We start from the raw sequence: 23,339 nt of genomic DNA on the forward strand, positions 1-23,339 counted from the left end.
CCCGGTTGTGCAATAAAGTCGTGCGGCAAGGCCGATGGTCAGGTGCTGATGTTTTGCGCCCAGGCCAGCGCCGACAGGTGGGCCTTGTTGACGTCGACCGGCGCAATGTTGATCGACTTGGCCAGCGAGGCCACCAGCTGCGAGTTGAGCTCGCAGGCTTCGGCCAGCGCCAGGTACGGTCCGTACGCGCCGCCACGGGTAAGCAGCGCGCGCACCACTTCGTCCGGCAACTGGATGGTGTCGAGCACTTCTTTCATCGACAGGCCCAGCAGGCGGTCGAGCAGCGAGAACATGCCGGTCATGAACAGGTTTTCACTCTCGCTGCGTGGCAAGCCTTTGTTGCCGAGCAGCTCGGTCAGGCGCCCGCGCACGACCGCCGTTTCCATCAGGACCGGCGAGTAGCCACTGGTGCTGGCCGTGGCCAGCAACAGGGTCAGCCAGCGGTACATCGGCGAGTAGCCCAGCATGGTAATGGCCTGGCGCAGCGATTGAATCTCGCGCCCGACACCAAATCCAGCCGAGTTGATGAAGCGCAGCAGCTTGTACGAGAGCGCCGGATCGCGCTTGAGCACGCTTTCGATCTTGGGGATGTCTTCGTTCTTTTGCACCATCTGCATCAGTTGCAGGATGATGGTCTGGGCCGGGTTCATGCCCTTGACCGGCATACCAGGACGCGGGGTCAGGTGCAGCTTGCCGACAAAGGCGTCCAGGCCGAGCGCGGCGCAGGCGTCGAAGTCGGACCAGGTGGTGACCGGACGGCCGACCATGCGCACCGACGATTGCTTGGCCGCCGCGTAGGTGCGCGCCTGCGCCGCCACGTCGGCGCCCGAGAAGCGCACTTCGATGTAGGAAGCGCTCATGCCGAGATTCGGGCCCAGGTGGGCCAGGTCGCCGTCGCGCACCGAAATGCCGACGCCGCCGGCGCGCAAGCCCTGCACCGCGGCCAGGGTGTCCGGGTCGGCCAGGTCGGAAGCCTTCATGGTCAGCACGGTGCGCTCGGGCGGCATGGCGAACAGGGCGTCGGTCGAGAGCATGTTCGGGACCGCGTCCAGGAACAGGATCTTGTCTTTCAGCAGCCAGCCATGCTCGTCGTCATTGACGTTTTCGGCGACGAAGCCGATCAGCGCTTCGAGCTCTTCGTCGGTGACGGGCTGGTCTTCTTGATGCTGCCAGGATAATTCATAACCGATCACGCGCTGCTTGGGATCGAGCAGGGGTTCGCGGACGATAAAATTTGATTCGTGCATTGTATGGGTCGTTAAGGTGTTGCCGATGCGAAAGCGGGGCAATGCGCCCCGCCTGACTCAAAATCTCAGCCGGATTAAAAGCCCAGACTGTCCAGCAGATCGTCGACCTGGCCCTGGTTCGAGACCACGTCGTGCCGGGTCGGATCGATCTGCGGGCCATTGAGCAGCCCATTGTCGTATTCACGCTTGACCTCGGCCGGCGCGAAATCGACCAGCATTTGCACCAGTTGCTGTTCCAGGTTGCGGGTAATGGTGGTCACCTTGGTGATCACTTGCCCGGTCAAGTCCTGGAAGTCCTGGGCCATCATGATGTCCATCAGGTAGCCCTTGGTGGCGCTGCTGGCCGTGCGTGCCTGGGCCATGGCCGCCACGCTGCGCCCGGCCAGCGCGCGCCATTCGGCGTCGCTGGTGGCCGGTGCGTCGAGCAGTGCTTGCCACGAGGCCGACAGGCCGGCCGCGCCGCTGTCGATCCGGTCCTGCAGCGGGCCGGCCGCTTCGGTCGCGGTGAGCACCTTCTGGGCGGCCTGTTCGGACAGGCGCGCCACGTAGTCGAGGCGGTCGCGCGCATCCGGAATGTCGCTGGCGGCTTTTTCGATCAGCTTGTCGAGGCCCAGGCCGCGCAGGCTGTCGTGCAGCGCGCGCGTCATGTGCCCGATGCGGCTGAGGAACTCGTCGTGCACGCCCGGCTCCTCCGATCCACCGACCGCCTGGCCTGCGCCTCCGGTGAGGTGCTCGCTCATGGTCACGCTCCGCTTTTTTCGAGCTTCTCGAAAATCTTGTTCAGCTTTTCATCCAGGGTGGCAGCCGTGAACGGCTTGACCACGTAGCCATTCGCGCCCGCCTGGGCGGCGGCAATGATGTTCTCTTTCTTGGCTTCGGCCGTCACCATCAGCACCGGCAGCTTGGCCAGCGCGGGGTCGGCGCGGATGTTCTGCAGCATGGTCAGGCCATCCATGTTGGGCATGTTCCAGTCCGAGACCACGAAGTCGAAGGTTTCGCTACGCAGCTTGGCCAGCGCCATGACGCCGTCTTCCGCTTCGTCGACATTGGCATAACCCAGTTCTTTCAACAGATTACGCACGATGCGGCGCATCGTGGAGAAATCGTCAACAACTAAAAAACGCATCTTTGGATCAGCCATTAAATTACTCCGTTGATTCTCTTACTTTGGTTATTGACAGACTTCCCCCTACTGGCGAAGCAGACTAAAGGATAGCAGTTTTGTTGCTGTGAAGCGAATAAACGAGCAGCAAAAAGACAGTAATTCGGACCAAACCAGACCAAACCGGATCAAACGCGCAACGCGCGGCTGCCATGCGTTGCCAGATAGCCAAGGACCATGCCCGGCAGCGCGCTCAGGGCCCCCACTTCGTGGGTGCCGCCCATGGCGATCGCTTCGCGCGGCATGCCGAACACCACGCACGATGCCTCGTCCTGGGCGAAGTTGTAGGCGCCCGCCGTCTTCATTTCCAGCATGCCGGCGGCGCCGTCCTTGCCCATCCCGGTCAGGATCACCCCGACCGCATTTTTACCGGCCGCCTGCGCCGCCGAGCGGAACAGCACGTCGACCGAGGGGCGGTGCCGGTTGACCGGTTCGCTCTGCTCGATGCGGGTCACATAGTTGGCGCCCGAGCGCGCCAGCAGCAGGTGCGAGTGGCCCGGCGCGATGTAGGCGTGGCCGGGCAGCACGCGCTCGTCGCCGGCCGCTTCGCGCACGCTGATCTTGCACAGGGTGTCGAGACGGCGCGCGAACGAGGTGGTGAACCCTTCCGGCATATGCTGGGCGATCAGGATGCCGGGACAGTCGGACGGCATCTGCATCAGGAATTCGCGGATCGCTTCGGTGCCGCCGGTCGAGGCGCCGATGATGATCAGTTTTTCCGACGAGGTGAGCGGATTGCGCAGGGCCGGCAGCGCGCCGACCGCCTTTTCGCCGGTCACGGTGCGCGGCTTGATGCGCGCCTTGGACGCGGCGCGGATCTTGTCCGAGATCAGTTCCGTGTATTCGCGCATCCCGCTCTGGATCGAGATCTTCGGCTTGGTCACGAAATCGACCGCGCCCAGTTCCAGCGCGCGCATCGTGATTTCGGATCCGCGCTCGGTCAGCGAGGACACCATCACCACCGGCATCGGTCGCAGGCGCATCAGCTTCTCGAGGAAATCGAGGCCGTCCATCTTGGGCATCTCGACGTCGAGCGTGAGCACGTCCGGGTTGGTCTGCTTGATCAGTTCACGCGCCACCAGCGGATCGGGCGCCACGCCCACCACTTCCATGTCGGGCTGGCTCGAAATGATCTCGCTCATGACGCTGCGGATCAGCGCCGAATCGTCCACGATCAGTACTTTGATCTTCATATAGGGCTTTCAGGATTGACGGGGCAGTCGGCTAGAACAGATCGATCGCGCCGCCGACCGGTTCGACCTTGAGGCGGCTGGCGTAATCGAGTTCGCGCCGCGCCAGGGTATCGTTATGGGTCTGCATCAGCTTCTTGACCAGGACCTTGCCGGTGCGCGGGAAAAAATACACCTTGCGCGGCCAGATGTCGTTCAGGTCTTCGGCCACCACGCGCATCTTTTCGGTCTTCAGGAAGTTCATCACAAACGCCGCATTGCGCTCGCCCACGTTGATCGCGGTGAAGCCGCGCAGCACCGCGCCGCCGCCGAACACTTTGGCTTCCATGTTCTCGCGCCGCGCGCCAGCCTTGAGCAAGTCGTTGATCAGCACTTCCATCGCGTACGTCCCGTAGCGCATCGAGGCCGAGATCGGGCTGTTCGGGTCACTGCCGCCGTCCGGCAGCATGAAGTGGTTCATGCCGCCCAGGCCCGTGACCTTGTCGCGGATGCAGGCCGAGACACAGGAACCGAGCACCGTCACGATCAGCATGTCCTTGGGCGTGTAGTAGTACTCGCCCGGCAGGATCTTGGCCGCGTCGCAGTCGAAGGTGCGGTCGTAGTACACGTTGGTTGCGAATTGTTCTTTGATTTCGATAGCCATGTTCAGTTCTCAGTTCACTGCGGGTCGCATCAGCTCCGGCGACCATCGAGTTCGTACACGGTTTTGCCACGCAGTTTGAGCGACTCCGACACGTACAGGAAATTTTCGGAGTGGCCGGCAAACAGCAGCGCATCGGGCTTCATCAGCGGCACGAAGCGCGAGAGAATCTTGCGCTGGGTCGCCTTGTCGAAATAGATCATCACGTTGCGGCAGAAAATGACGTCGAACGGGCCTTTCACGGGCCAGCCGTCGCCCAGCAGGTTGAGCTGCTTGAAGGTGACCAGCTGGCGCAGTTCGGGACGCACGCGCACCATGCCTTCCTGGTCGCCCTTGCCGCGCAAGAAAAAGCGCCGCGCGCGTTCCGGTTCGAGCTTTTCGATGCGGTCGATCCCGTACACGCCGTTGGCGCCCGTGGCCAGCACATTGGTGTCGATGTCGGTGGCGATGATCTGCACCGGCGGGGTGAGCGTGTTGAACGCTTCGCACACGGTCATGGCGATCGAATACGGTTCCTCGCCGGTGGACGCGGCCGAGCACCAGATCTGGATCGGATGGTCGCGCAGCTTTTTCACATGCTCGGCCAGCAGCGGAAAGTGGTGCGCCTCGCGGAAGAACGAGGTCAGGTTGGTGGTGAGCGCGTTGGTGAACGATTCCCACTCCTCGCCCAGGCGCCCCGCTTCCAGGTCGTCCAGGTAGCGCCCGAACGAGACGATGCCGGTGGCGCGCAGGCGCCGCGCCAGGCGGCTGTAGACCATTTCCTGCTTGCTGTCGGCCAGCGAAATGCCGGCGCGCTGGTAAATCAGTGCGCGCACGCGCTCAAAATCACTTTTGGTGAAGTCGAATTCCTTGACGGTTTCCATTTTCGTTTGCATCACCTTGCTTCACCCTGTTTCCATTTGTATGCGCGTCGGGCCGGGCGGCCCGCAGGCAGCTTAAAACTCTTCCCAGTCGTCTCCCGGTGCCGCCGCGGCCAGCTTGCGCGGCTTGGCCGCCGGCTTGGCCACGGTGGCCACCGCGCGCGTCGCAGCGCGCTGCGCCACCGGAGCGGCGCGCAGCGGCGCATGCACGGCCGCCTTGCGCTCGTCGCCATTGAGCTTGAAGATGCTCACGGCGGCGGCCAGCAACTGGGCCTGCTCCTGCATGCTCTCGGCCGCCGCCGCGGCTTGCTCGACCAGGGCCGCGTTCTGCTGCGTCATTTCATCCATCTGGGTGATGGCCTGGTTGACTTCTTCGATGCCGTTGCTCTGTTCCTGGGTGGCCGCCGTGATCTCGCCCATGATGTCGGCCACCTGCTTGATCGAGGTCACGATCAGGTCCATGGTCTGGCCGGCTTCATCGACCAGCTTGCTGCCGGCATCGACCTTGTCGACCGAGTCGCCGATCAGCGATTTGATTTCCTTGGCCGCGCCGGCCGAGCGCTGCGCCAGGTTGCGCACTTCCGAAGCCACCACCGCGAAGCCGCGACCCTGTTCGCCGGCGCGCGCCGCTTCCACCGCGGCGTTCAGCGCCAGGATGTTGGTCTGGAAGGCGATGCCGTCGATGACGCCGATGATGTCGACGATCTTGCGCGAGCTTTCCTTGATCGAGCCCATGGTATCAACCACCTGCGATACCACGGCGCCCCCCTTGACCGCCACCGACGACGCCGACACGGCCAGCTGGTTGGCCTGGCGCGCGTTGTCGGCATTTTGCTTGACGGTGCTGGTCAGTTCTTCCATCGAGCTGGCGGTTTCTTCGAGCGAACTGGCTTGCGATTCGGTGCGCGAGGACAGGTCGGCATTGCCCGAGGCGATTTCCTGCGAGGCCACCGTGATCATCTCGGTCCCGGAGCGCACGTCGCCCACGGTCTTCGACAGGCTGTCGTTCATGTCCTTGAGCGCCTGCAGCAGTTCGCTCGTTTCATCCTTGCCCTCGACCCGGATTTCCGAGGTCAGCTCGCCGGCGGCGACCTTCTTGGCCACCCGTACGGCGCCCAGCAGGGGCGAAGTGATCGAACGCGTGATGACCAGCGCGCACACCACGCCCAGCGCCACGGCCAGGGCGCACACCACGAACATGATCATGCCCACGCGCTGGTCGGCTTCCACCGATTTCTTGAGGAAGTCGTCCGCTTCGAGCTGCTGCTTGTCGACCAGCTTGTTGAGGACATCGAGCGTCTTCTGGTTCAGCGGATCGATACGCTGGGCGATCACCTTGGCCGCGCCTTCGCTGTTAAAGGCCAGCACCTGGCCGATGGCTTCCTTGAAGGCGACGTCGACTTCCTTGTCGAGCGCGGCGATGTCGGACAGCATTTTGGTTTCGGCTTCGTCCAGGCCGGTGGCCTGCAGCCTGGTACGCGCCTCTTCATAGCGCTTGCTCTGCGTCTTGACCTTGTCCTGCTCTTTCTGCATCAGCGCGACGTCGGCCTGCAGGCCGATATTGCGCATGGCGATGCCGGTTTCCAGCATCGCGCTCTTCATGCTTGCGGCATGCAGGTTCTGGGCGCTGGAACTGGCCAGGCCCGTCATCAGGCTGTTCTTGTTGCGCGAATTGAGAAAACTCGCCGTCAATGCCATCGCCACCAGAATCAGCAGAATGCTGCCGAAACCAAACGCCAGACGCGTACCAATCTTAAAATCGCGCAGATTCATGGTTCTCTCCTCGATACTTTCATATGATGTGGCGTGGCGCTTCTGTCGAGCTCCTCGCACCGGCGTTGCGCTTGCTGATCCGGCGCGTCTCAGGCGGCCAGTTTTTCGATCAGGCCCATTTCGCTGGACGACATCAGCTTGTCGATGTCGATCAGGATCAGCATGCGCTCGTCGACCGTGCCCAGGCCGACCAGGTAGTCGGAACCGAAGGCGGTGCCCATTTCCGGGGCCGGCTTGATCTGCTCGGGCGTGAGGGTGGTCACGTCGGAGACGCTGTCGACCACCACCCCCATGATGCGCCCGCCGATATTGAGGATGATGACCACCGTGAACTGGTCGTACACCGGGGTGCCGAGGTTGAACTTGATGCGCATGTCCACCACCGGAATGATGATGCCGCGCAGGTTGATCACGCCCTTGATGAACTCCGGCGCGTTGGCGATGCGGGTGACCGCTTCGTAGCCGCGGATTTCCTGCACTTTCAGAATGTCGATCCCGTATTCTTCGGAACCGAGCGTGAAAGCCAGGAATTCGCTTCCGGCGCCATCCTTGACGTCGCCATTCTTGGAGGAGCTTGAGGTCATTGACATGATTAATTCCTATCTGGTTGCTGTATTGGTTAAGAGAAGATGGCGTCGTCGGCCAACTGGCGCGATGAGCGCATCAGCGCCGAGACGTCGAGGATCAGCGACACGCCGCCATCGCCCAGGATGGTGGCGCCGGAAATCCCGGTCACCTTGCGGTAGTTCGATTCGAGGTTCTTGACCACCACCTGCTGCTGCCCGACCAGGTCGTCGACGAACAGGCCGGCCTTGCGCCCGTCCGACTCCAGGATCACCACGATACCTTCGCACGGATTGGTAAAGCGCGGCACGATGTCGAACATCTGGTACAGCGGGATCAGGGGCAGGTATTCGCCGCGCACCTTGATCACCGGGCCGCGCCCGGAGATTTCCTTGATGTCCTCAAGCGACGGCTGCAGCGACTCGACCACGAAGCCGAGCGGCAGGATGTAGACTTCCTCGCCGCAGCGGATCGACATGCCGTCCAGGATCGCCAGGGTGAGCGGCAGCGAGATCGAGATGGTGGTGCCGAAGCCCTTGGCCGAGCGGATGTCGACCGAGCCGCCCATGGCCATGATGTTGCGCTTGACGACATCCATGCCCACCCCGCGCCCCGACACGTCGGTCACCGTTTCGGCGGTCGAAAAGCCCGGCGCGAAAATCAGCTGCCAGACGTCGGCGTCGCTCATGTTGTCGTTTACCGGCAGCCCGTTCTGGACCGCCTTGGCGAGGATCCGTTCGCGGTTCAGGCCAGCGCCGTCGTCCGACACTTCGATGACGATATTGCCGCCCTGGTGGCCGGCCGAGAGGAACAGGCGCCCCGCTTCGGTCTTGCCGGCGGCGGCGCGCGCTTCCGGCATTTCGATGCCGTGGTCGATGCTGTTGCGTACCAGGTGGGTGAGCGGATCGACGATGCGCTCGATCAGGCCCTTGTCCAGTTCGGTGGCGGCGCCGTTGGTGATGAAGTCGACCTTCTTGCCCAATTTGGCCGCCAGGTCGCGCACCATGCGCGGAAAGCGCGAGAACACGAAATCCATCGGCATCATGCGGATCGACATAACCGCTTCCTGCAGGTCGCGCGTATTGCGCGTGAGCTGGCTGACGCTGTTCAACAGGCGCTCGTGCAGCATCGGGTCGAGGACGTCGCTGCGCTGCTCGATCATGGCCTGGGTGATCACCAGTTCGCCGATCAGGTTGATCAGCTGGTCGACCTTTTCGATCGAGACGCGGATCGACGACGATTCGGCGGCGGCGTGCTTGTCGTCTTTTTTGACGACCTTTTTCTCGGCCGGCTCGGTGACGTCGAGCGGCTCGGCGCGCGCGGCGGCCGGCGCGGCGCTGGCCGGCGGCGGCGCCACGATGCCGGCCGTGGCGCGAATGTGCTCGATCGGCTGGAAGAAGCCGTAGCCGCGCTCTTCGTCGGTCTTGTCCTGGCTGGGGGCGTCGATCGGGTCGAAGAAGCCGTAGCCCATGTCGCCTTCGACCTTGGCCCGTTCGCGGTCTTCGATGACCTGCTGCTCGGGCGTGAGCGCGGGCGCCTCGAAGATCTTCAGGTCGTCGGGATTGAGCACGAACGAGCAGATCGCGATGATGTCATCGAGCGACTCGTGGGTGGTGACGGTGATCGCATGCCGCTCGCCCGGCAGCGGCATGACCGACACCCGCCCGAGCAGCCCCAGTTCGGCGGTCAGCGCATTGACGTCGCGCTGCTCCACGTGCGGCATCTCGATGCGAAAGCGGCGTCCGCCGCTGCTCACATTGGCCTTGATCGAACTCTGGATGAACGAGGGCGCGGGCGGCGCGGCTACCGGCACCACGTCTTGCGAGAGCTCCTGCAGCATCATGCGCACGTCGGCCACGGCATCCTGGTCGACGTGGGCGCCGTTGCGGTGGCCGTCGAGCTGCATCTTGAGGATGTCCTTGGCCGCCAAAAACGCGTCCACATGCTCGGCGGTGAGCGCCATTTCGCCCTTGCGGATGCGGTCGAGCAGCGACTCCAGGATGTGCGTCACTTCGGTCATGTCGTTCAGGCCGAACGTCGACGAACCGCCCTTGATCGAGTGGGCGGTGCGGAAAATGGCGTTCAGGTCTTCCGGATCCGGCGACGCAATGTCGACGGCCAGCAGCAGACGCTCTTTTTCGGCCAGCAGTTCTTCGGCTTCATCGAAGAAGACCTGGAAAAACTGGCTTATGTCGATGGTCATGTTCAGACTCCGTGAATTTCGCGATGCATCATTGCGCCTACTCCCACCCCGGTCATCAGCCGATGACTTTTTTGACCACTTCAATCAGGCGCTGCGGGTCGAACGGCTTGACCAGCCAGCCGTTGGCGCCGGCCGCGCGTCCCTTGGTCTTCATTTCGTCGGACGATTCGGTGGTCAGCATCAGGATCGGCACCTTCTGGTACGCGGGCAGGCCGCGCAGCAGCTTGATCAGCGACAGGCCGTCCATGCGCGGCATGTTCTGGTCGGTCAGCACCAGGTCGACCGTCTGCTGCTTGGCTTTTTCGAGCCCGTCCTGGCCGTCGACCGCTTCCACCACGAGGTAGCCCGCGGCCTTGAGACTGAATGCCACCATCTGGCGCAGCGAACTGGAATCATCGACTGCGAGTATTGTTTTAGCCATTTTTGCTCCTGCTTTTTTTAAATCGGGGCACAGCGCCCCTAATCATCGAGAGTGAACCTTAAAACAGTTCTATGTCGCCACTTTCCAGATGCTGCTGATTGACTGCTTTTCTTAGTACACTGCGTAATTCGAGCGACTGGATCGCCAGCGCCATGCTGACCTTGCCGAGCAGTTCGACGATTTCCTCGCTGCCCGCTTCCGGCACGATGTCGGCGCCATGCGAGCCCAGGGTGCCGAGAAATTCGCGCAGGCCGGTCACGCGTTTCAGGGTACGGTCGATCAGCTGGCTGGTCATGTCCTGGAACTGCATGCTGGTGATGGCCGTGTTCACGTAGGCACCGATTTCGTCGGACATGGCACTCAGGCGCGCGCCATCCTCCGCGCTCGGGGTGCCGCCGGCCAGCAGCAGGTTGATGGTGTCCTGCCGGGCCCCGACCGCAGTGTGGATCGCCATGAAGCTGCTGGTGAGCTTGTCGATGGCTTCCTCCAGCAGCAGCTCGGTCTGGATCAGATCGGTCTCGACTTCCGTCAGGTGCTTCTTGCCGTGATCCGACACGCCCGACAGCAAGCGCTTCACGTGCGAGCCCAGTATTTTCTTTCTTGTCATTCGCCCTCTCCCCTGTCTTTCCTGTCCTTCATGGCGCTGCCTTCGGTGCCGCTGTTTGCCCTGCCGCCGGCGTAGCGACGCCCGGCTGCTCCGGCACCTCCAGCGAGGCGCCATCGCGCATCACCGCTTCTTCGGTCCGTTTGTTCATGACGATAATGCTGATCCGCCGGTTCATCGCGGAAAACGGGTCCTGGCGGTCCAGCGGCGCGGCCGCGGCCAGCCCCACCACGCGCAGGATCTTGGCGTCGCTCATGCCGCCGATGACCAGTTCGCGGCGCGAGGCGTTGGCCCGGTCGGCCGACAATTCCCAGTTGCTGTAGCCGGTGTCGCTCATGTAGGGCGTCGAATCGGTGTGGCCCGACAGGCCGATCCGGTTCGGTACTTCGTTCAGGACGATGCCGATCACGTGCAGGATGTCGCGCGTGTACGGCTGCAGTTCGGCCTTGGCCAGGTTGAACATGGGCCGGTTCAATTCATCCACGATCTGGATCCGCAAGCCTTCGCTGGTGATATCGAGCAACAGCTGGTTCTTGTACTTTTTCAGCAGCGGATTGGCATCGATGGTCGCTTCCAGCTTGGCCTTGAGCGTTTTCAGGCGGTCCGCCTCGGCCGCTTCGAGGATCGCCTTGGCGGTCTTCAGATCCACGCTTTTCTTGCCCGGATCGTTGCTGCCACGCTTGACCTGGCCGTTGCGGCGCGACAGGTCTTGCCCGCCGCCCTGCACGATCGAGGAACTGTCGCCGCTGCCCGAGCCGCCCGCCAGCGCCACCTTCAGCGGGGTCTGGAAAAAATCGGAAATGCCATTCAGGTCACCCTTGCTGGTCGAGCCCAGCAGCCACATGAGCAGGAAGAAGGCCATCATCGCTGTCACGAAGTCGGCGTAGGCAATCTTCCAGGCGCCGCCGTGGTGGCCGCCGGCGGTCTTCTTGATGCGTTTGACGATAATCGGGCGCAGGCCTTCATCGGACATAAGCGCTCCGTGCGGTCGGCATCATGCGGGAAGAAGGGGCGCTGTGCATGATGGGCTTATTTGGTCTTCGATTTCTTGATGTGCTCTTCCAGCTCGGCAAAGGTCGGGCGCTCGGTCGAATACAGCACCTTGCGGCCGAATTCGACCGCCAGCGCCGGCGCGTAACCGTTCAGGCTGGCCAGCAGGGTCACTTTCACGCACTGGAACATCTTGGTCGACTCTTCCAGCTTCTGTTCGAGCAGGCTGGCCAGCGGGCCGACGAAGCCGTACGCCAGCAAAATGCCCAGAAACGTACCGACCAGCGCCTTGGCGATCAGGATGCCCAGTTCGGCCGGCGGAATGCCGACCGATTCCATGGTGTGCACCACGCCCATCACCGCGGCCACGATGCCGAACGCCGGCAAGCCATCGCCCAGCTTGGCGATGCAATGCGCCGGCACCGCGCCTTCGTGGTGGTGCGTTTCAATTTCGTTATCCATCAGATTTTCAATCTGGAAAGCGTCCATATTTCCCGATACCATCAGCCGTAGATAATCGGTCATGAATTCAACAATATGGTGATCGGACAGCACGCCGGGATATTTTGAAAATACCGGGCTTTGTTCCGGGTTTTCGATATCGCCTTCGATCGACATCAAGCCTTCCTTGCGCACTTTGGAAAGGACGTCGAACAGCAGCGACATCATTTCCATATACAGGTCCTTGGTATAACGCGAGCCCTTGAACAGGGCGGGCACCGCCTTGAGCGTGGCCTTGATCGATTTGCCATTATTGCCGACAAAGAAAGCGCCCAGAGCCGCACCGCCGATCATCACCAGTTCGAGCGGCTGGAACAGCGACGCGAGGTGGCCGCCACTGGCGGCAAAGCCACCGAAGACCGACCCGCAAACGATGATGTATCCGAGTATGACTAACAAAGTGCGCTGACTCCCAAGGTGGAAAGAGCTCGGGCAGCGCCCGACGTTTTAAAGATAACAACGCCAGTATATGAATGGCAATTTATGCTGGCGGATCTTTAAAAAGCTCGATTCATTTAATTTACATACGGAACTACAATAGCGTGAGATGGCCCGAGCGGCAAGGAAAACCCTCCCGGTTGTCTCCTAAAAGTGCCATCCGTACAGAGGCGCGCCACGCCCTGTAGGCATAAGAATAATATCCGGTGTTTTTTCCGTTATCAGAAACTCATAACTGAGCAACATCGCGCCCGGACGCATCTCGCGCGAGGCCTTGTTCCATAGGGCGCTCATGGCCGCCGGCGACAGATAAGCGAACACCGCGTCGTAGTTACTCAGATCAAGATTGTCGTAATCGCCACGCACGAAACGGGCACGGCTGCCGGTGAGGCGCGCGCGCAGCCAGCTGAGCAGCCACGGCAGCGGCGCCAGCTCGATGCCCACGAATTGCGAGGCCGGGCGGCGCCGCGCCATCTCCATCGTAAACCCGCCCAGGCCGCTGCCGATATCGACCACCAGCAGCGGCCTGTCGTTCGGCAGCAGTTGGTCGACTTCATTCCACACCCATTTGCCGGACGGGTAGTACGGCACCTGGGTGCGGAAGGTCGACCAGTACAGCGCCAGCAGGAACAGGAAGATGCCGAGAAACAGCAGCGGCGGAATTTGCAGGCGGTGGGTGCCCATCAGTGCCAGTGGAAACACCAGCTGGATGCCGAGCCACCACACGGCCAGGCCGCGCAGGCGCGTGAGGGCGCAAGCCAGGATGCCCTGGACCAGGGCCGCGTCGGCATACGACATGCTGGCGCCGGCGCGCGCCAGCAGGAATACCACGACCAGGGTCAGCGGACAGGCGGCGCATTGCAGCACCAGTGCCTGCACTGCGGGCGCGCGCCAGATGCGGCGAAGGGCAAGACTTGCGCCCTGCCCTTCGGCCTTGCCGCGCACAACGTGGCCGGGGCCGGTCACGCGTTCAGGAGCGCGGCGGCGGCGTGCGCGTCCCTGGCATCGCTCGCGTCCTTGGCATCCTTGGCATCCTTGGCATCCTTGACCTTCTTGGTCTTGCCGGCGCGCGAAGGCATATTGCACAGGCCGCACTGGTAAGCGTGGTTCAGGTCGAGGCAATCGACCACGAACTTGCCCTGGCACTTGTCGCACGGGGCCATGGCCAGCATTTTGCTCTGGAAAAAGCGCACCAGGGTCCACGCGCGCGTCAGCGACAGCAGCGGCTCGACCCCGGGCTCGGGCGGCATTTGTTCGAGGTACAGCTTGTACGCCTTCATGACCGCTTCGATGCCGCTGGCGCCGGCGTGGTCGGTGAGGAATTTATGGATATTGATGAACAGCGAGGAGTGGATATTCGGCTGCCAGGTGAGGAACCAGTCGGTCGAAAAAGGCAGCATGCCCTTCGGCGGCGAGACGCCCTTGAGTTCCTTGTACAGCTTGAGCAAGCGTTCGCGCGAGAGCGAGACCTCGGTTTCGAGCAGTTGCAGGCGGGCGCCAAGGTGAATCAATTCGATCGCCAGCTGGATTTCCTGGGCTTCCGATACGACGCTTTTCTTGGACATGAAGACTCCCGGCGTTGCTGTTTTCAGCGGCGATGGCTGCAAAAAAGCCAACGGGCGTTAAACGATTTCTTCGACAGCCTGGCCGGCCATCAGGATGGCGGCGTGGGACTGGGCGAGAACACGGTCTTTGCTATTGTTGGTCAACATCGACAGAATAGCACTGTCGTCGAAACGGAAGCGCGCGAGCATCATGTTGCCGCCGGCCAGCTTCAGGATCTGGGAATTGCTCATGTTTTCGATCAGCTCGGCGATATCCGCCGAAATCCCGAGACGGAAGATCGCGGTCACTTTGTCGGCGCGGATCATCTGCTGGGCGAGCATCAGGTAGCTCAGGTTCGCATCACGAATTTCAGCCATCATGTCGTTCGCAGTCATTTTCCGTCTCCTTCAATCCGTTGAAATCTGGCGCTGTGTTCGTATTGCCAGTGAGATAGATTCTGACTGTACAGCAACAATACGAGAATAGGCGCGCGCCTGTATTTTGGGTGAGGTACAGATGAGGCGAGTCCGTAGGTGTTCGTCCTACGAACCCTGCCGGATCATGGTCGCGCCCCTATGAAACCGGGGCGGAAAATTGAATTGCGGGGCGCGCTGCAGCAGACCCGTCGACGTTGTATTTCTGTCGTCTTGTACCGGTTACGTCAAACTTTTGGAGAACTTGAGGGTTTTTTGAAAATAATTTCGAAAAATCTGAAAAGATTTTTAAAGTCCCGCGTGTCCGAGTCTTTTACGGCGGGTGGGCGGGGGAACTTGAGGGGGATGTGAACATATTTTTTCGCCCGACGGGGACTGGCGGAACGACGGCGCTGGCAACAGTGACAGCCCCCCCCTCCTCCCCCCTTAATTTTCTTGCTACACTCCCGCATTGGCTCAAATTAGATGAAGCCTAAAGTATTTTTAAGGTGAACGATGAACCGTAACGACTGCCTTGCCCTCGACGCCGGCGACGCCCTGGCCCCCTTGCGCCAGCATTTCGACCTGCCGGACGGCGTGATCTACCTCGACGGCAACTCGCTGGGCGCCCGTCCGCGCGCGGCGCTCTCCCGCGCCCAGGACGTCATCGCGCGCGAATGGGGCCAGGACCTGATCCGCAGCTGGAACACGGCCGGCTGGTTCGACCTGCCCAAGCGCCTTGGCGACCGCCTGGCCCCGCTGATCGGCGCGCGCCCCGGTGAAGTGGTGGTCAACGACACCACTTCGCTCAACCTGTTCAAGGCGCTCGCTGCCGCCCTCCACATGCAGTCGGGCGCGCCGCAGCGCAAGATCATCGTCACCGAGCGCGGCAACTTCCCCACCGACCTGTATATGGCCCAGGGCCTGACCAGCTGGCTCGACCGCGGCTACCAGCTGCGCCTGGTCGACTCGGTGGACCAGCTGCCCGCCGCCATTGGCGCCGACTGCGCCGTGGTCATGCTCACCCACGTCAACTACCGCACCGGCTACCAGCACGACATGGGCGCCATGAGCCGCCACGCGCACGAACAAGGCGCGCTGATCCTGTGGGACCTGGCCCACTCGGCCGGCGCCGTGCCAGTCGACCTGCAACGCGACGGCGCCGACCTGGCCGTCGGCTGCACCTATAAGTACCTCAACGGCGGCCCCGGCGCGCCAGCCTTCATCTGGGTGCCCGAACGCCACCAGCAAGCCTTCACCCAGCCGCTGTCGGGCTGGTGGGGCCACGCCAATCCCTTCGCCATGGTGCCCGAATTCGCGCCGGCCGCCGGCATCGGGCGCGCGCTGTGCGGCACCCAGCCGATCGTCTCGCTTACCCTGGTCGAATGCGGGCTGGAGATCTTCGAGCAAACCGACATGCAAGCCATCCGCGCCAAGTCGCTGGCCCTGACCGATGCCTTCATCGCCCTGGTGGAAGCGCGCTGCGCCAGCCATCCGCTGGACCTTGCCACCCCGCGCGAGCACGCCCGGCGCGGCAGCCAGGTCAGCTTCACCCACCCGCACGGCTACGCGGTGATGCAGGCGCTGATCGCGCGCGGCGTGATCGGCGACTACCGCGAGCCGGCCATCATGCGCTTCGGCTTCACGCCGCTGTACACCAGCTTCGCCGATGTGTGGGATGCGGTCGAGATCCTGCGCCAGATCCTCGACGACCAAGCCTACGATATCGCCGCCAGCCGCGGCGCAGTTACCTGACCCAGTTACCTGAAAGTGCAATCATGTCCGATGAAGCAAAATGCCCGGCCCAATGGCACGGGGCCAAGATGGATTTCAGCGAAGCGATGAGCTACGGCGATTACCTGGGGCTCGACCAGATCCTCAATGCCCAGCATCCGCGCTCGCCCAACCACAATGAAATGCTGTTCATCGTGCAGCACCAGACCAGCGAACTATGGCTCAAGCTGATGCTGCACGAACTGCAGGCCGTGCGCGTGAACCTGCGCGCCGGCGAACTGGCGCCCGCCTTCAAGATGCTGGCGCGGGTGGCGCGCATCATGGACCAGCTGGTGCACGCCTGGGACGTGCTGGCCACCATGACGCCGCCCGAATACACCGCCATCCGCCCGTTTCTGGGCGCCTCCTCGGGCTTCCAGTCGCACCAGTACCGCGAACTTGAATTCCTGCTCGGGAACAAGAATGCCGCCCTGCTGGGCGTCCACGAAACAGTCCCGGCGGCCCACGCCGTGCTCGAGCGCGAGCTGCGCGCGCCATCGGTGTACGACGAAGCGGTCATGCTGCTGGCGCGCAGCGGCTTTGCCATCGCGCCCGAACGCCTGAACGCCGACTGGACCCTGCCGACGACGGCCGACGAATCGGTCAAGGCGGCCTGGCTGGCCGTGTACCAGGAACCGTCGCAGCACTGGGCCTTGTACGAACTGGCCGAAAAGCTGGTCGACCTGGAGACGGCGTTCCGCTTCTGGCGCTTCCGCCACGTGACGACGGTCGAGCGCATCATCGGCTTCAAGACCGGCACCGGCGGCACGGCCGGCGTGAGCTACCTGCGCAAGATGCTCGATGTGGTGCTGTTTCCCGAGCTGTTCGCCCTGCGCACGGCCCTGTAAGTCGCTCACGCGCGGCGGGCAGGTCCTCCTCCCCCATACGGCTATTTCACGATGAGCCAGCCGTACAAATTGCCGCGTGCCGGCTTGCCATCGAGCGTGGCTGGCGTAAAGCGGCAAGACTGTATGAATGCGCTTGCCGCGCTCACGGCGGCAGGGTCGGTTTCCTCGGTTTTCATACCGAAGGTATTGCCTGCTTCATCAAGAAGAAAGCGCACCGCAATGCCATCAGCCCGACGAACGAGCTTGCCTGTGACGGGCAGGAAGGCGCCAAAATACGGCGACTTCGACGCCTGGCAGCTGCCAGCCACCAGCGCGGCCGGTTCTGGCGTTTGCCCATTGTCGGCCAGCTTCCACTCATAAGCCACCATCAATCCGGCACGGACGACTTGCGGGTCGGAGGTCTGCTCGAAGCGGCAGCTTTCAATGTCACGGATGGCCATGTGATCGAGGACTTTCCAGCCACTGCCGCGCGTCACCCGAACGGATGAGGGCCGCCCGTCGTCGCCGACGTCGTACTGCAGAACCGTCGTTCCCTCCAGTTCATAGCGCCGGGCTTCATCGGTCCACCCGGGTGGGTTGCAGGCGATCACGGCCACTCGACGGAATCCGCCACTCGCGTCCTGGGCCCAGCCAGTGACGGCGGCGAGTGAAGTCAGCAGCACTGCGCCCACTTGGAACAATTTTTTGATCACGCTCAAGCTTTCTAATGTTTGAACCCGGCACCGTGCCGGCTCCGGAATGTGAGCTGCTCAAACTGAACGGCAAGATCATTCCAATGCGCGAATTCTAGTCCAAAAATTTGCCTGATGGCATTCCTTGTGCCTGCCGCTGGCAGGAAATCCCAATACTTGCAGTAAGTCAGTGTTTCTTCCAGGCCGCAAAACGGAAAGGTTTCCATTGACTTCGCCAAGGGTGTGATGTCAAATGCCACACAGTCACCTGAAAACGATTTCAAACCTATTCGGGGACGCCAGGCGCCAGCGCGCGCCGCACGCAGCACCGAGATGGCAGCAAGCCTGAACCCGCCACTGGCGCGTCGCCCCTCGCTCACAGACATCCACTCAGGAGACAACAGCGATGAGCATGACCCTTAGCAACGCAGCAGCATCCCGTCCGACTTTCCGCACCACCCTCATCGCCCTGGCCTTGTCGCTGTGCGCCGGCGCCGCGCTGGCTGACGTGCCGGCCCTCTCGGTCAGCGGCAACCAGGTGCTGGTCGGCGGCAAACCGGGCAGCATCAGCGGCAGCAGCCTGTACTGGTCCAACACCGGCTGGCCCGGAGAGCGCTTCTACAACGCCGGCGCGGTGGGCTGGCTCAAGGACGACTGGAAGGCCAAACTGGTGCGCGCCGCCATGGGCGTGGAAGACCAAGGGGGCTACCTCCAGTTCCCGGCCGCGAACAAGGCGCGCGTCAAGGCCGTGGTGGACGCCGCCATCGCCAAGGACATGTACGTCATCATCGATTGGCACTCGCACTACGCCTTCCGCCACCAAAACGAAGCGATCGCCTTTTTCCAGGAGATGGCGCGCACCTACGGCCACAACAAGCACGTCATCTACGAGATCTACAACGAGCCGAAGGACGACGTGACCTGGGACGCCAACGTCAAGCCGTACGCGCAAGCGGTGATCGCGGCGATCCGCGCGATCGACCCGGACAACCTGATCATCGTCGGCTCGCCGCACTGGTCGCAAGACGCCGACATTGCCTCGCGCAACCCGATCACCGGATTTTCCAACATCGCCTACACCCTGCACTTCTACGCCGGCACCCACACCCAGTACCTGCGCGACAAGGCCAGCACCGCCATGAACAACGGCCTGGCCCTGTTCGTGACCGAATGGGGTTCGGTCAACGCCGACGGCAACGGCGGCGTGAACTACCCCGAGACCAATGCCTGGATCGACTTCATGAAGAAGCACAACATCAGCAACGCCAACTGGGCGCTGGACGACGCCAGGGAGGGCTCGGCCAGCCTGGTGCCCGGCGCCAGCTCCACCGGCGGCTGGGCCAACTGGGACTTGACCGAATCGGGCAAGCAAGCCCGCGAAACGGTGCGCAACTGGCCGTCGTCGTCCGACACCGGCTGCACCACGGCCACGGTACCGGCCACGATCCAGGCCGAAGCCTATTGCCAGATGAGCGGCGTGCAGCTTGAAACCACCAGCGACGCCGGCGGCGGCCAGAATGTCGGCTACATCGACAGCGGCGACTGGATGAACTACACGGTCGACGTGCCGGCCGCCGGCCTGTACACGGTTTCCTACCGCGTGGCCAGCGCCAGCGGTGGCGGCAACATCAGCCTGGAACGGGCCGGCGGCAGCCCGGTATTCGGTACCAAAGCGGTGGCGGCGACCGGCGGCTGGCAGACCTGGAACACCATTTCGCACGACGTGCAGCTCCCCGCCGGCAAGCAATCGATCGGCTTCGCGGCCAAGGCCGGCGGCTTTAACCTGAACTGGATCAGCATCGCCGCGGCCGGCTCGGGCGGGCAGATCGCGCTGATCCAGGCCGAGGACCATGCAGCCATGAGCGGCGTGGAGTCGGAGCAGACCACCGACGCCGGCGGCGGCAGGAACGCGAGCCATATCGATACCGGCGACTGGATGTCCTACACCAACGCGCCCGTCACGATTCCCGACACCGGCACCTACACCATCGAATTCCGGGTCGCCAGCGTGGGCGGCGGTGAACTGAGTTTCGAGGAAGCCGGCGGCAAGCCGACCTACGCGACAGTCGCGGTTCCGGCCACGGGCGGCTGGCAAACCTGGGCATCGGTCAAGAAAACCGTCACGCTCAATGCCGGCAGCCATTCGTTCGGCGTCTACGCCAAACAAGGCGGCTGGAACCTGAACTGGATCAAGGTGAGCAAGGGCGCGCAGTAATCCGGACAGGCGCGCTAGCGCATGCTTGCGGCGGCACGTTGCAATACGTGTAAATTATCGTGCCGTTGCAAGCCATCGACTGCTACCATTGTCGACTTCACTGCGCCCGAAGCAGGTACGACTTGCGCGTTTAACGATGCAACTGATTGCGGAAAAACTCGGCAAATCCGACAAACTCGACCGCTTGCGCTACCTGCGCGACGACGGCAGCAGTACCCAGACCGCGATGCCGCGCCAGGGCATCTTGCCGCATGACCTGGTCCACTATGTGGTGGAGTCCACGCCTGGCCTGCGCAACGGCTTTACCGGCTTGGTGGCGCGCGGTGCCGAAGCCAGCTTTGCCATGGAGATGGCGCACGACCCGGCCGGCCTGCAAGTCGACACCGAAGCGATCCAGGTCGAAGCGGTGCTCGAAGCGCTCCAGACCCAGCTCTGGAGCGGCCAGTTCGACGATGCCGACTTCGCCGAAGCGGTGCGCATGGCGTGCCTGGCGCGCGAGCGGGCGCCCTTCAACCTGGCCGGCATCGATGCCGAGCGGCTGCTGTACCAGGGCGCGCTGGACTTGAGCGCGCGCTGGATGGCCGTGCCATTCCACGGAACGCTGACCCTCACCTTCTGACGCACCGGGCGCCGCAGGCGCAATTCACTTTGGTCGTACAATCGTCTATCGACTTGTTAACGACGGAGGGGTAATGGATTGCGATGTACTGACTTTGGCGGGGATCTGGAACTCGGGCCCGTCGCACTGGCAAACGCACTGGGAGCAGCGCAACCCGGCATGGAAGCGTGTCGCGCACCGCGACTGGAATAACCCCGACCGCCAGGAATGGGTCGATGAAGTCGATGCGGCGATCGCCATGAGCGAAGGGCCGCCGATCCTGGTGGCGCACAGTTTGTCGTGCGGGCTGGTGGCGCATTGGGCGCGCTCGGAGTCGGCGCTCAGTATCAGCGGCGCGTTCCTGGTGGCGCCGGCCGATGCGGAAAGCGCTGCGTTTCCGTCCGAAGCGGTGGGGTTTGCGCCGATGCAGCTGAACAAGCTGCCTTTTCCGAGCATTGTGGTGGCCAGCACCAACGATCCCTATGTGTCGATCGAACGCGCGCGCGCGTTTGCCCAGGCGTGGGGCAGCCGCTTCGTCGAGATTGGCGACGCGGGGCATATCAATGGGGATAGCGGGTATGGGGACTGGCCGGAAGGGGAAAAGCTGCTGGGGGAGTTGTGCCGGCAGGTGTCGGAATAAAGGTGAAGGTGAAGGTGAAGGTGACGGCGAACGCGAACTGACAATCGCTACCCTCAAAACCGTCGTTCCCGCCTTGGCGCGGGAACGACGTGGTACTAACGACGCTTACTTCGTCCCAGCCAGCAGCATCTCATTCAAGCGCTTCACGAACGTCGCCGGATCGCTCAGCGAACCGCCTTCAGCCAGCAAAGCCTGATCGAACAAGATGTGCGCCCAGTCGCCGAACTGGGTGCTGGCCGCGTCTTCATTCTTCAGGCGCGTCACCAGCGGGTGGTTCGGGTTGATCTCCAGGATCGGCTTCGATTCCGGCGCACTCTGCCCCGCCGCCTTCAACATGCGCAGCAGATTCCCAGACAGCTCGTTCTCGTCGGCCACCAGGCAGGCCGGCGAATCGGTCAGGCGGAACGTCACGCGCACATCCTTGGCCTTCTCGCCCAGCGCCGCCTTCATGCGCTCGACCAGTTCCTTGTACGAGGTCTCGGTCTGTTCGTGTTCCTTCTTCTCGGCTTCGTCTTCCAGGCCGCCCAGATCCAGGCCACCCTTGGCCACCGACACCAGCTCCTTGCCTTCGAACTCGGTCAGGAACGACAGCATCCATTCGTCGACGCGGTCCGTCATCAACAGCACTTCAACGCCCTTCTTGCGGAAGATTTCGAGGTGCGGGCTGTTCTTGGCAGCGGTATAGCTGTCGCCTGCCACGTAATACATCTTCTCCTGGCCTTCCTTCATGCGCGCGATGTAGTCGGCCAGCGAGGTATTCTGGTCGGCGTTGTCGTTGGCGGTCGAAGCGAAGCGCAGCAGCTTGGCGATGCGGTCCTTGTTGCCGGCGTCCTCGCCGATGCCTTCCTTGAGCACCTGGCCGAATTCGGTCCAGAAGGTCGTGTACTTGTCCTTCTTTTCCTGCTCGTCGGCGTTGGCCAGTTCTTCCAGCATGCCCAGCACGCGCTTGGTCGAGCCTTCGCGGATCACTTTCACGTCGCGCGACTCCTGCAGGATCTCGCGCGAGACGTTCAGCGGCAGGTCGTTCGAGTCGATCACGCCCTTGATGAAGCGCAGGTAGGCCGGCATCAGCTGCTCGGCATCGTCCATGATGAACACGCGCTTGACGTACAGCTTGATGCCGCCGCGCTTGTTGCGGTCCCACAGGTCGAACGGAGCGTGGCTCGGCACGTACAGCAGCTGCGTGTACTCGCTGCGGCCCTCGACCCGGTTGTGGGTGTGCGTCAGCGGGGACTGGAAGTCGTGCGAGACGTGCTTGTAGAATTCCTCGTACTGCTCGGGCGTGATGTCAGCCTTGTTGCGGGCCCACAGCGCGCTGGCCTGGTTGACCGTTTCGACTTCATCCTTGAGCACCGTCTCGCTCTTCTCGGCGTCCCACTCGTCCTTTTGCATCACGATCGGCAGCGAAATATGGTCCGAGTACTTGCGGATGATCGATTTCAGCTTCCAGCTCGACAGCAGCTCGTCCTCGCCTTCGCGCAGGTGCAGGATGATGTCGGAGCCGCGCGCCGTTTTCTCGATCGCTTCGACGCTGTAATCGCCCTCGCCCGCCGACTCCCAGCGCACGCCTTCGGAAGCGTCGGCGCCGGCGCGGCGGGTTTCGACCGTGATCTTGTCGGCCACGATGAAGCCCGAGTAAAAGCCCACGCCGAACTGGCCGATCAGGGCCGCGTCGGCCTGCTGGTCGCCGGAGAGCTTGCCGAAGAATTCCTTGGTGCCCGACTTGGCGATGGTGCCCAGGTGCGAAATGACTTCCTCGCGGCTCATGCCGATGCCGTTGTCGGAAATGGTGACCGTGCGCGCTTCCTTGTTGAAGGCGACACGGATTTTCAGTTCGTGGTCGTTACCGTACAAAGCATCGTTATTGATCGCCTCGAAGCGCAGCTTGTCGGCCGCGTCGGACGCGTTTGAAATGAGCTCGCGCAGGAAGATCTCCTTGTTCGAATACAGGGAGTGGATCATCAGTTGCAGTAACTGTTTTACTTCTGCTTGAAAACCAAGGGTTTCTTTTTCGGCGACAGCCATTTTTAGTCCTCGTGTATG

At 62.6% G+C, this 23,339-nt stretch carries 23 protein-coding genes; 5 read left to right on the forward strand and 18 right to left on the reverse strand.

Translation table 11 applies throughout. The annotated features are described in order from the left end of the window. Positions 1-38: 38 nt before the first annotated feature. From PO883_RS15800 to flhD, 16 genes are all read right to left on the reverse strand, one after another. Positions 39-1,247 (reverse strand): EAL and HDOD domain-containing protein, encoded by a 1,209-nt coding sequence (locus PO883_RS15800; protein WP_289310618.1) that lies wholly within the window; start codon positions 1,245-1,247, stop codon positions 39-41. A 74-nt stretch (positions 1,248-1,321) separates the two neighbouring features. Further along, positions 1,322-1,987: a protein phosphatase CheZ gene (cheZ, locus tag PO883_RS15805; protein WP_289310619.1), complete on the reverse strand. Its 666-nt coding sequence runs from the start codon at positions 1,985-1,987 to the stop codon at positions 1,322-1,324. 2 nt (positions 1,988-1,989) lie between these two features. After that, complete coding sequence (cheY, locus tag PO883_RS15810) at positions 1,990-2,388, reverse strand: chemotaxis response regulator CheY (RefSeq protein ID WP_054267179.1); 399 nt, start codon at positions 2,386-2,388, stop codon at positions 1,990-1,992. A gap of 149 nt (positions 2,389-2,537) precedes the next feature. Next, positions 2,538-3,602 (reverse strand): chemotaxis response regulator protein-glutamate methylesterase, encoded by a 1,065-nt coding sequence (locus PO883_RS15815; protein ID WP_167084872.1) that lies wholly within the window; start codon positions 3,600-3,602, stop codon positions 2,538-2,540. A 31-nt stretch (positions 3,603-3,633) separates the two neighbouring features. Further along, a complete protein-coding gene (cheD, locus tag PO883_RS15820) occupies positions 3,634-4,242 on the reverse strand; it encodes a chemoreceptor glutamine deamidase CheD (protein WP_181002760.1) in 609 nt (202 codons plus the stop codon). 29 nt (positions 4,243-4,271) lie between these two features. Beyond that, positions 4,272-5,114 (reverse strand): CheR family methyltransferase, encoded by an 843-nt coding sequence (locus PO883_RS15825; protein ID WP_308605915.1) that lies wholly within the window; start codon positions 5,112-5,114, stop codon positions 4,272-4,274. A gap of 60 nt (positions 5,115-5,174) precedes the next feature. Then, positions 5,175-6,872 (reverse strand): methyl-accepting chemotaxis protein, encoded by a 1,698-nt coding sequence (locus PO883_RS15830; RefSeq protein ID WP_289310621.1) that lies wholly within the window; start codon positions 6,870-6,872, stop codon positions 5,175-5,177. 89 nt (positions 6,873-6,961) lie between these two features. After that, positions 6,962-7,462 (reverse strand): chemotaxis protein CheW, encoded by a 501-nt coding sequence (locus PO883_RS15835; RefSeq protein ID WP_373890072.1) that lies wholly within the window; start codon positions 7,460-7,462, stop codon positions 6,962-6,964. A 29-nt stretch (positions 7,463-7,491) separates the two neighbouring features. Then, on the reverse strand, positions 7,492-9,639 hold the full coding sequence (gene cheA, locus PO883_RS15840) for a chemotaxis protein CheA (protein WP_289310622.1): 2,148 nt from the start codon (positions 9,637-9,639) through the stop codon (positions 7,492-7,494). 55 nt (positions 9,640-9,694) lie between these two features. Continuing rightward, positions 9,695-10,060, reverse strand: a complete 366-nt coding sequence (locus tag PO883_RS15845) for a response regulator (RefSeq protein WP_054267173.1) — start codon at positions 10,058-10,060, stop codon at positions 9,695-9,697. A gap of 58 nt (positions 10,061-10,118) precedes the next feature. Further along, positions 10,119-10,667, reverse strand: coding sequence for a chemotaxis protein (locus PO883_RS15850; protein WP_289310623.1), 549 nt, complete (start codon positions 10,665-10,667; stop codon positions 10,119-10,121). Between the two features lie 28 nt (positions 10,668-10,695). Then, complete coding sequence (gene motB / locus PO883_RS15855; RefSeq protein ID WP_289310624.1) at positions 10,696-11,637, reverse strand: flagellar motor protein MotB; 942 nt, start codon at positions 11,635-11,637, stop codon at positions 10,696-10,698. Between the two features lie 56 nt (positions 11,638-11,693). Continuing rightward, positions 11,694-12,554 carry a flagellar motor stator protein MotA gene (motA, locus tag PO883_RS15860; protein WP_167084886.1) on the reverse strand — a complete coding sequence of 287 codons (861 nt, stop codon included), beginning with the start codon at positions 12,552-12,554 and terminating at the stop codon, positions 11,694-11,696. Positions 12,555-12,740: 186 nt separating this feature from the next. Further along, entirely contained in the window at positions 12,741-13,559 is an 819-nt protein-coding gene (locus tag PO883_RS15865) for a class I SAM-dependent methyltransferase (protein ID WP_289310625.1), read from the reverse strand. Then, a complete protein-coding gene (gene flhC, locus PO883_RS15870; protein ID WP_289310626.1) occupies positions 13,556-14,158 on the reverse strand; it encodes a flagellar transcriptional regulator FlhC in 603 nt (200 codons plus the stop codon). Before flhC ends, PO883_RS15865 begins: the two co-directional genes overlap by 4 nt. A 57-nt stretch (positions 14,159-14,215) precedes the next feature. Then, a complete protein-coding gene (gene flhD / locus PO883_RS15875) occupies positions 14,216-14,533 on the reverse strand; it encodes a flagellar transcriptional regulator FlhD (protein ID WP_054267168.1) in 318 nt (105 codons plus the stop codon). Between the two features lie 534 nt (positions 14,534-15,067). Between flhD and kynU the strand changes: the two genes are divergently transcribed. Then, on the forward strand, positions 15,068-16,306 hold the full coding sequence (gene kynU / locus PO883_RS15880) for a kynureninase (RefSeq protein ID WP_289310627.1): 1,239 nt from the start codon (positions 15,068-15,070) through the stop codon (positions 16,304-16,306). A 23-nt stretch (positions 16,307-16,329) separates the two neighbouring features. After that, entirely contained in the window at positions 16,330-17,172 is an 843-nt protein-coding gene (kynA, locus tag PO883_RS15885) for a tryptophan 2,3-dioxygenase (protein ID WP_289310628.1), read from the forward strand. Positions 17,173-17,213: 41 nt separating this feature from the next. Here kynA and PO883_RS15890 read toward each other — a convergent pair whose 3' ends face one another. After that, complete coding sequence (locus tag PO883_RS15890) at positions 17,214-17,864, reverse strand: TonB family protein (protein WP_289310629.1); 651 nt, start codon at positions 17,862-17,864, stop codon at positions 17,214-17,216. Between the two features lie 385 nt (positions 17,865-18,249). On the opposite strand from PO883_RS15890, the gene PO883_RS15895 reads away from it, so the two are divergent. The 3 genes from PO883_RS15895 (at position 18,250) to PO883_RS15905 (ending at position 21,296) form a co-directional block, all read left to right on the forward strand. Continuing rightward, positions 18,250-20,058, forward strand: a complete 1,809-nt coding sequence (locus PO883_RS15895; protein ID WP_289310630.1) for a cellulase family glycosylhydrolase — start codon at positions 18,250-18,252, stop codon at positions 20,056-20,058. A gap of 136 nt (positions 20,059-20,194) precedes the next feature. Then, positions 20,195-20,677 carry a hypothetical protein gene (locus PO883_RS15900; protein ID WP_289310631.1) on the forward strand — a complete coding sequence of 161 codons (483 nt, stop codon included), beginning with the start codon at positions 20,195-20,197 and terminating at the stop codon, positions 20,675-20,677. Between the two features lie 73 nt (positions 20,678-20,750). Continuing rightward, positions 20,751-21,296, forward strand: a complete 546-nt coding sequence (locus PO883_RS15905) for an alpha/beta hydrolase (RefSeq protein WP_289310632.1) — start codon at positions 20,751-20,753, stop codon at positions 21,294-21,296. A gap of 105 nt (positions 21,297-21,401) precedes the next feature. Here PO883_RS15905 and htpG read toward each other — a convergent pair whose 3' ends face one another. Beyond that, positions 21,402-23,321 carry a molecular chaperone HtpG gene (gene htpG, locus PO883_RS15910; RefSeq protein WP_289310633.1) on the reverse strand — a complete coding sequence of 640 codons (1,920 nt, stop codon included), beginning with the start codon at positions 23,319-23,321 and terminating at the stop codon, positions 21,402-21,404. Between the last annotated feature and the right edge of the window lie 18 nt (positions 23,322-23,339).

This window comes from Massilia sp. DJPM01 (genome assembly GCF_030348125.1).
Lineage (GTDB): Bacteria > Pseudomonadota > Gammaproteobacteria > Burkholderiales > Burkholderiaceae_D > Telluria_A > Telluria_A frigida.

What these genes read in the sequence shown, in the direction of transcription:
- PO883_RS15825 (WP_308605915.1), bottom strand. Translation starts at nt 5,114, where the DNA reads ATGCAAACGAAAATGGAAACCGTCAAGGAATTCGACTTCACCAAAAGT.
- cheD (WP_181002760.1), bottom strand. Translation starts at nt 4,242, where the DNA reads ATGGCTATCGAAATCAAAGAACAATTCGCAACCAACGTGTACTACGAC.
- PO883_RS15830 (WP_289310621.1), bottom strand. Translation starts at nt 6,872, where the DNA reads ATGAATCTGCGCGATTTTAAGATTGGTACGCGTCTGGCGTTTGGTTTC.
- motB (WP_289310624.1), bottom strand. Translation starts at nt 11,637, where the DNA reads ATGTCCGATGAAGGCCTGCGCCCGATTATCGTCAAACGCATCAAGAAG.
- flhC (WP_289310626.1), bottom strand. Translation starts at nt 14,158, where the DNA reads ATGTCCAAGAAAAGCGTCGTATCGGAAGCCCAGGAAATCCAGCTGGCG.
- cheA (WP_289310622.1), bottom strand. Translation starts at nt 9,639, where the DNA reads ATGACCATCGACATAAGCCAGTTTTTCCAGGTCTTCTTCGATGAAGCC.
- cheZ (WP_289310619.1), bottom strand. Translation starts at nt 1,987, where the DNA reads ATGAGCGAGCACCTCACCGGAGGCGCAGGCCAGGCGGTCGGTGGATCG.
- PO883_RS15845 (WP_054267173.1), bottom strand. Translation starts at nt 10,060, where the DNA reads ATGGCTAAAACAATACTCGCAGTCGATGATTCCAGTTCGCTGCGCCAG.
- PO883_RS15895 (WP_289310630.1), top strand. Translation starts at nt 18,250, where the DNA reads ATGAGCATGACCCTTAGCAACGCAGCAGCATCCCGTCCGACTTTCCGC.
- PO883_RS15850 (WP_289310623.1), bottom strand. Translation starts at nt 10,667, where the DNA reads ATGACAAGAAAGAAAATACTGGGCTCGCACGTGAAGCGCTTGCTGTCG.
- PO883_RS15800 (WP_289310618.1), bottom strand. Translation starts at nt 1,247, where the DNA reads ATGCACGAATCAAATTTTATCGTCCGCGAACCCCTGCTCGATCCCAAG.
- PO883_RS15900 (WP_289310631.1), top strand. Translation starts at nt 20,195, where the DNA reads ATGCAACTGATTGCGGAAAAACTCGGCAAATCCGACAAACTCGACCGC.
- cheY (WP_054267179.1), bottom strand. Translation starts at nt 2,388, where the DNA reads ATGGCTGATCCAAAGATGCGTTTTTTAGTTGTTGACGATTTCTCCACG.
- flhD (WP_054267168.1), bottom strand. Translation starts at nt 14,533, where the DNA reads ATGACTGCGAACGACATGATGGCTGAAATTCGTGATGCGAACCTGAGC.
- htpG (WP_289310633.1), bottom strand. Translation starts at nt 23,321, where the DNA reads ATGGCTGTCGCCGAAAAAGAAACCCTTGGTTTTCAAGCAGAAGTAAAA.
- PO883_RS15835 (WP_373890072.1), bottom strand. Translation starts at nt 7,462, where the DNA reads ATGTCAATGACCTCAAGCTCCTCCAAGAATGGCGACGTCAAGGATGGC.
- kynA (WP_289310628.1), top strand. Translation starts at nt 16,330, where the DNA reads ATGTCCGATGAAGCAAAATGCCCGGCCCAATGGCACGGGGCCAAGATG.
- PO883_RS15905 (WP_289310632.1), top strand. Translation starts at nt 20,751, where the DNA reads ATGGATTGCGATGTACTGACTTTGGCGGGGATCTGGAACTCGGGCCCG.
- kynU (WP_289310627.1), top strand. Translation starts at nt 15,068, where the DNA reads ATGAACCGTAACGACTGCCTTGCCCTCGACGCCGGCGACGCCCTGGCC.
- PO883_RS15815 (WP_167084872.1), bottom strand. Translation starts at nt 3,602, where the DNA reads ATGAAGATCAAAGTACTGATCGTGGACGATTCGGCGCTGATCCGCAGC.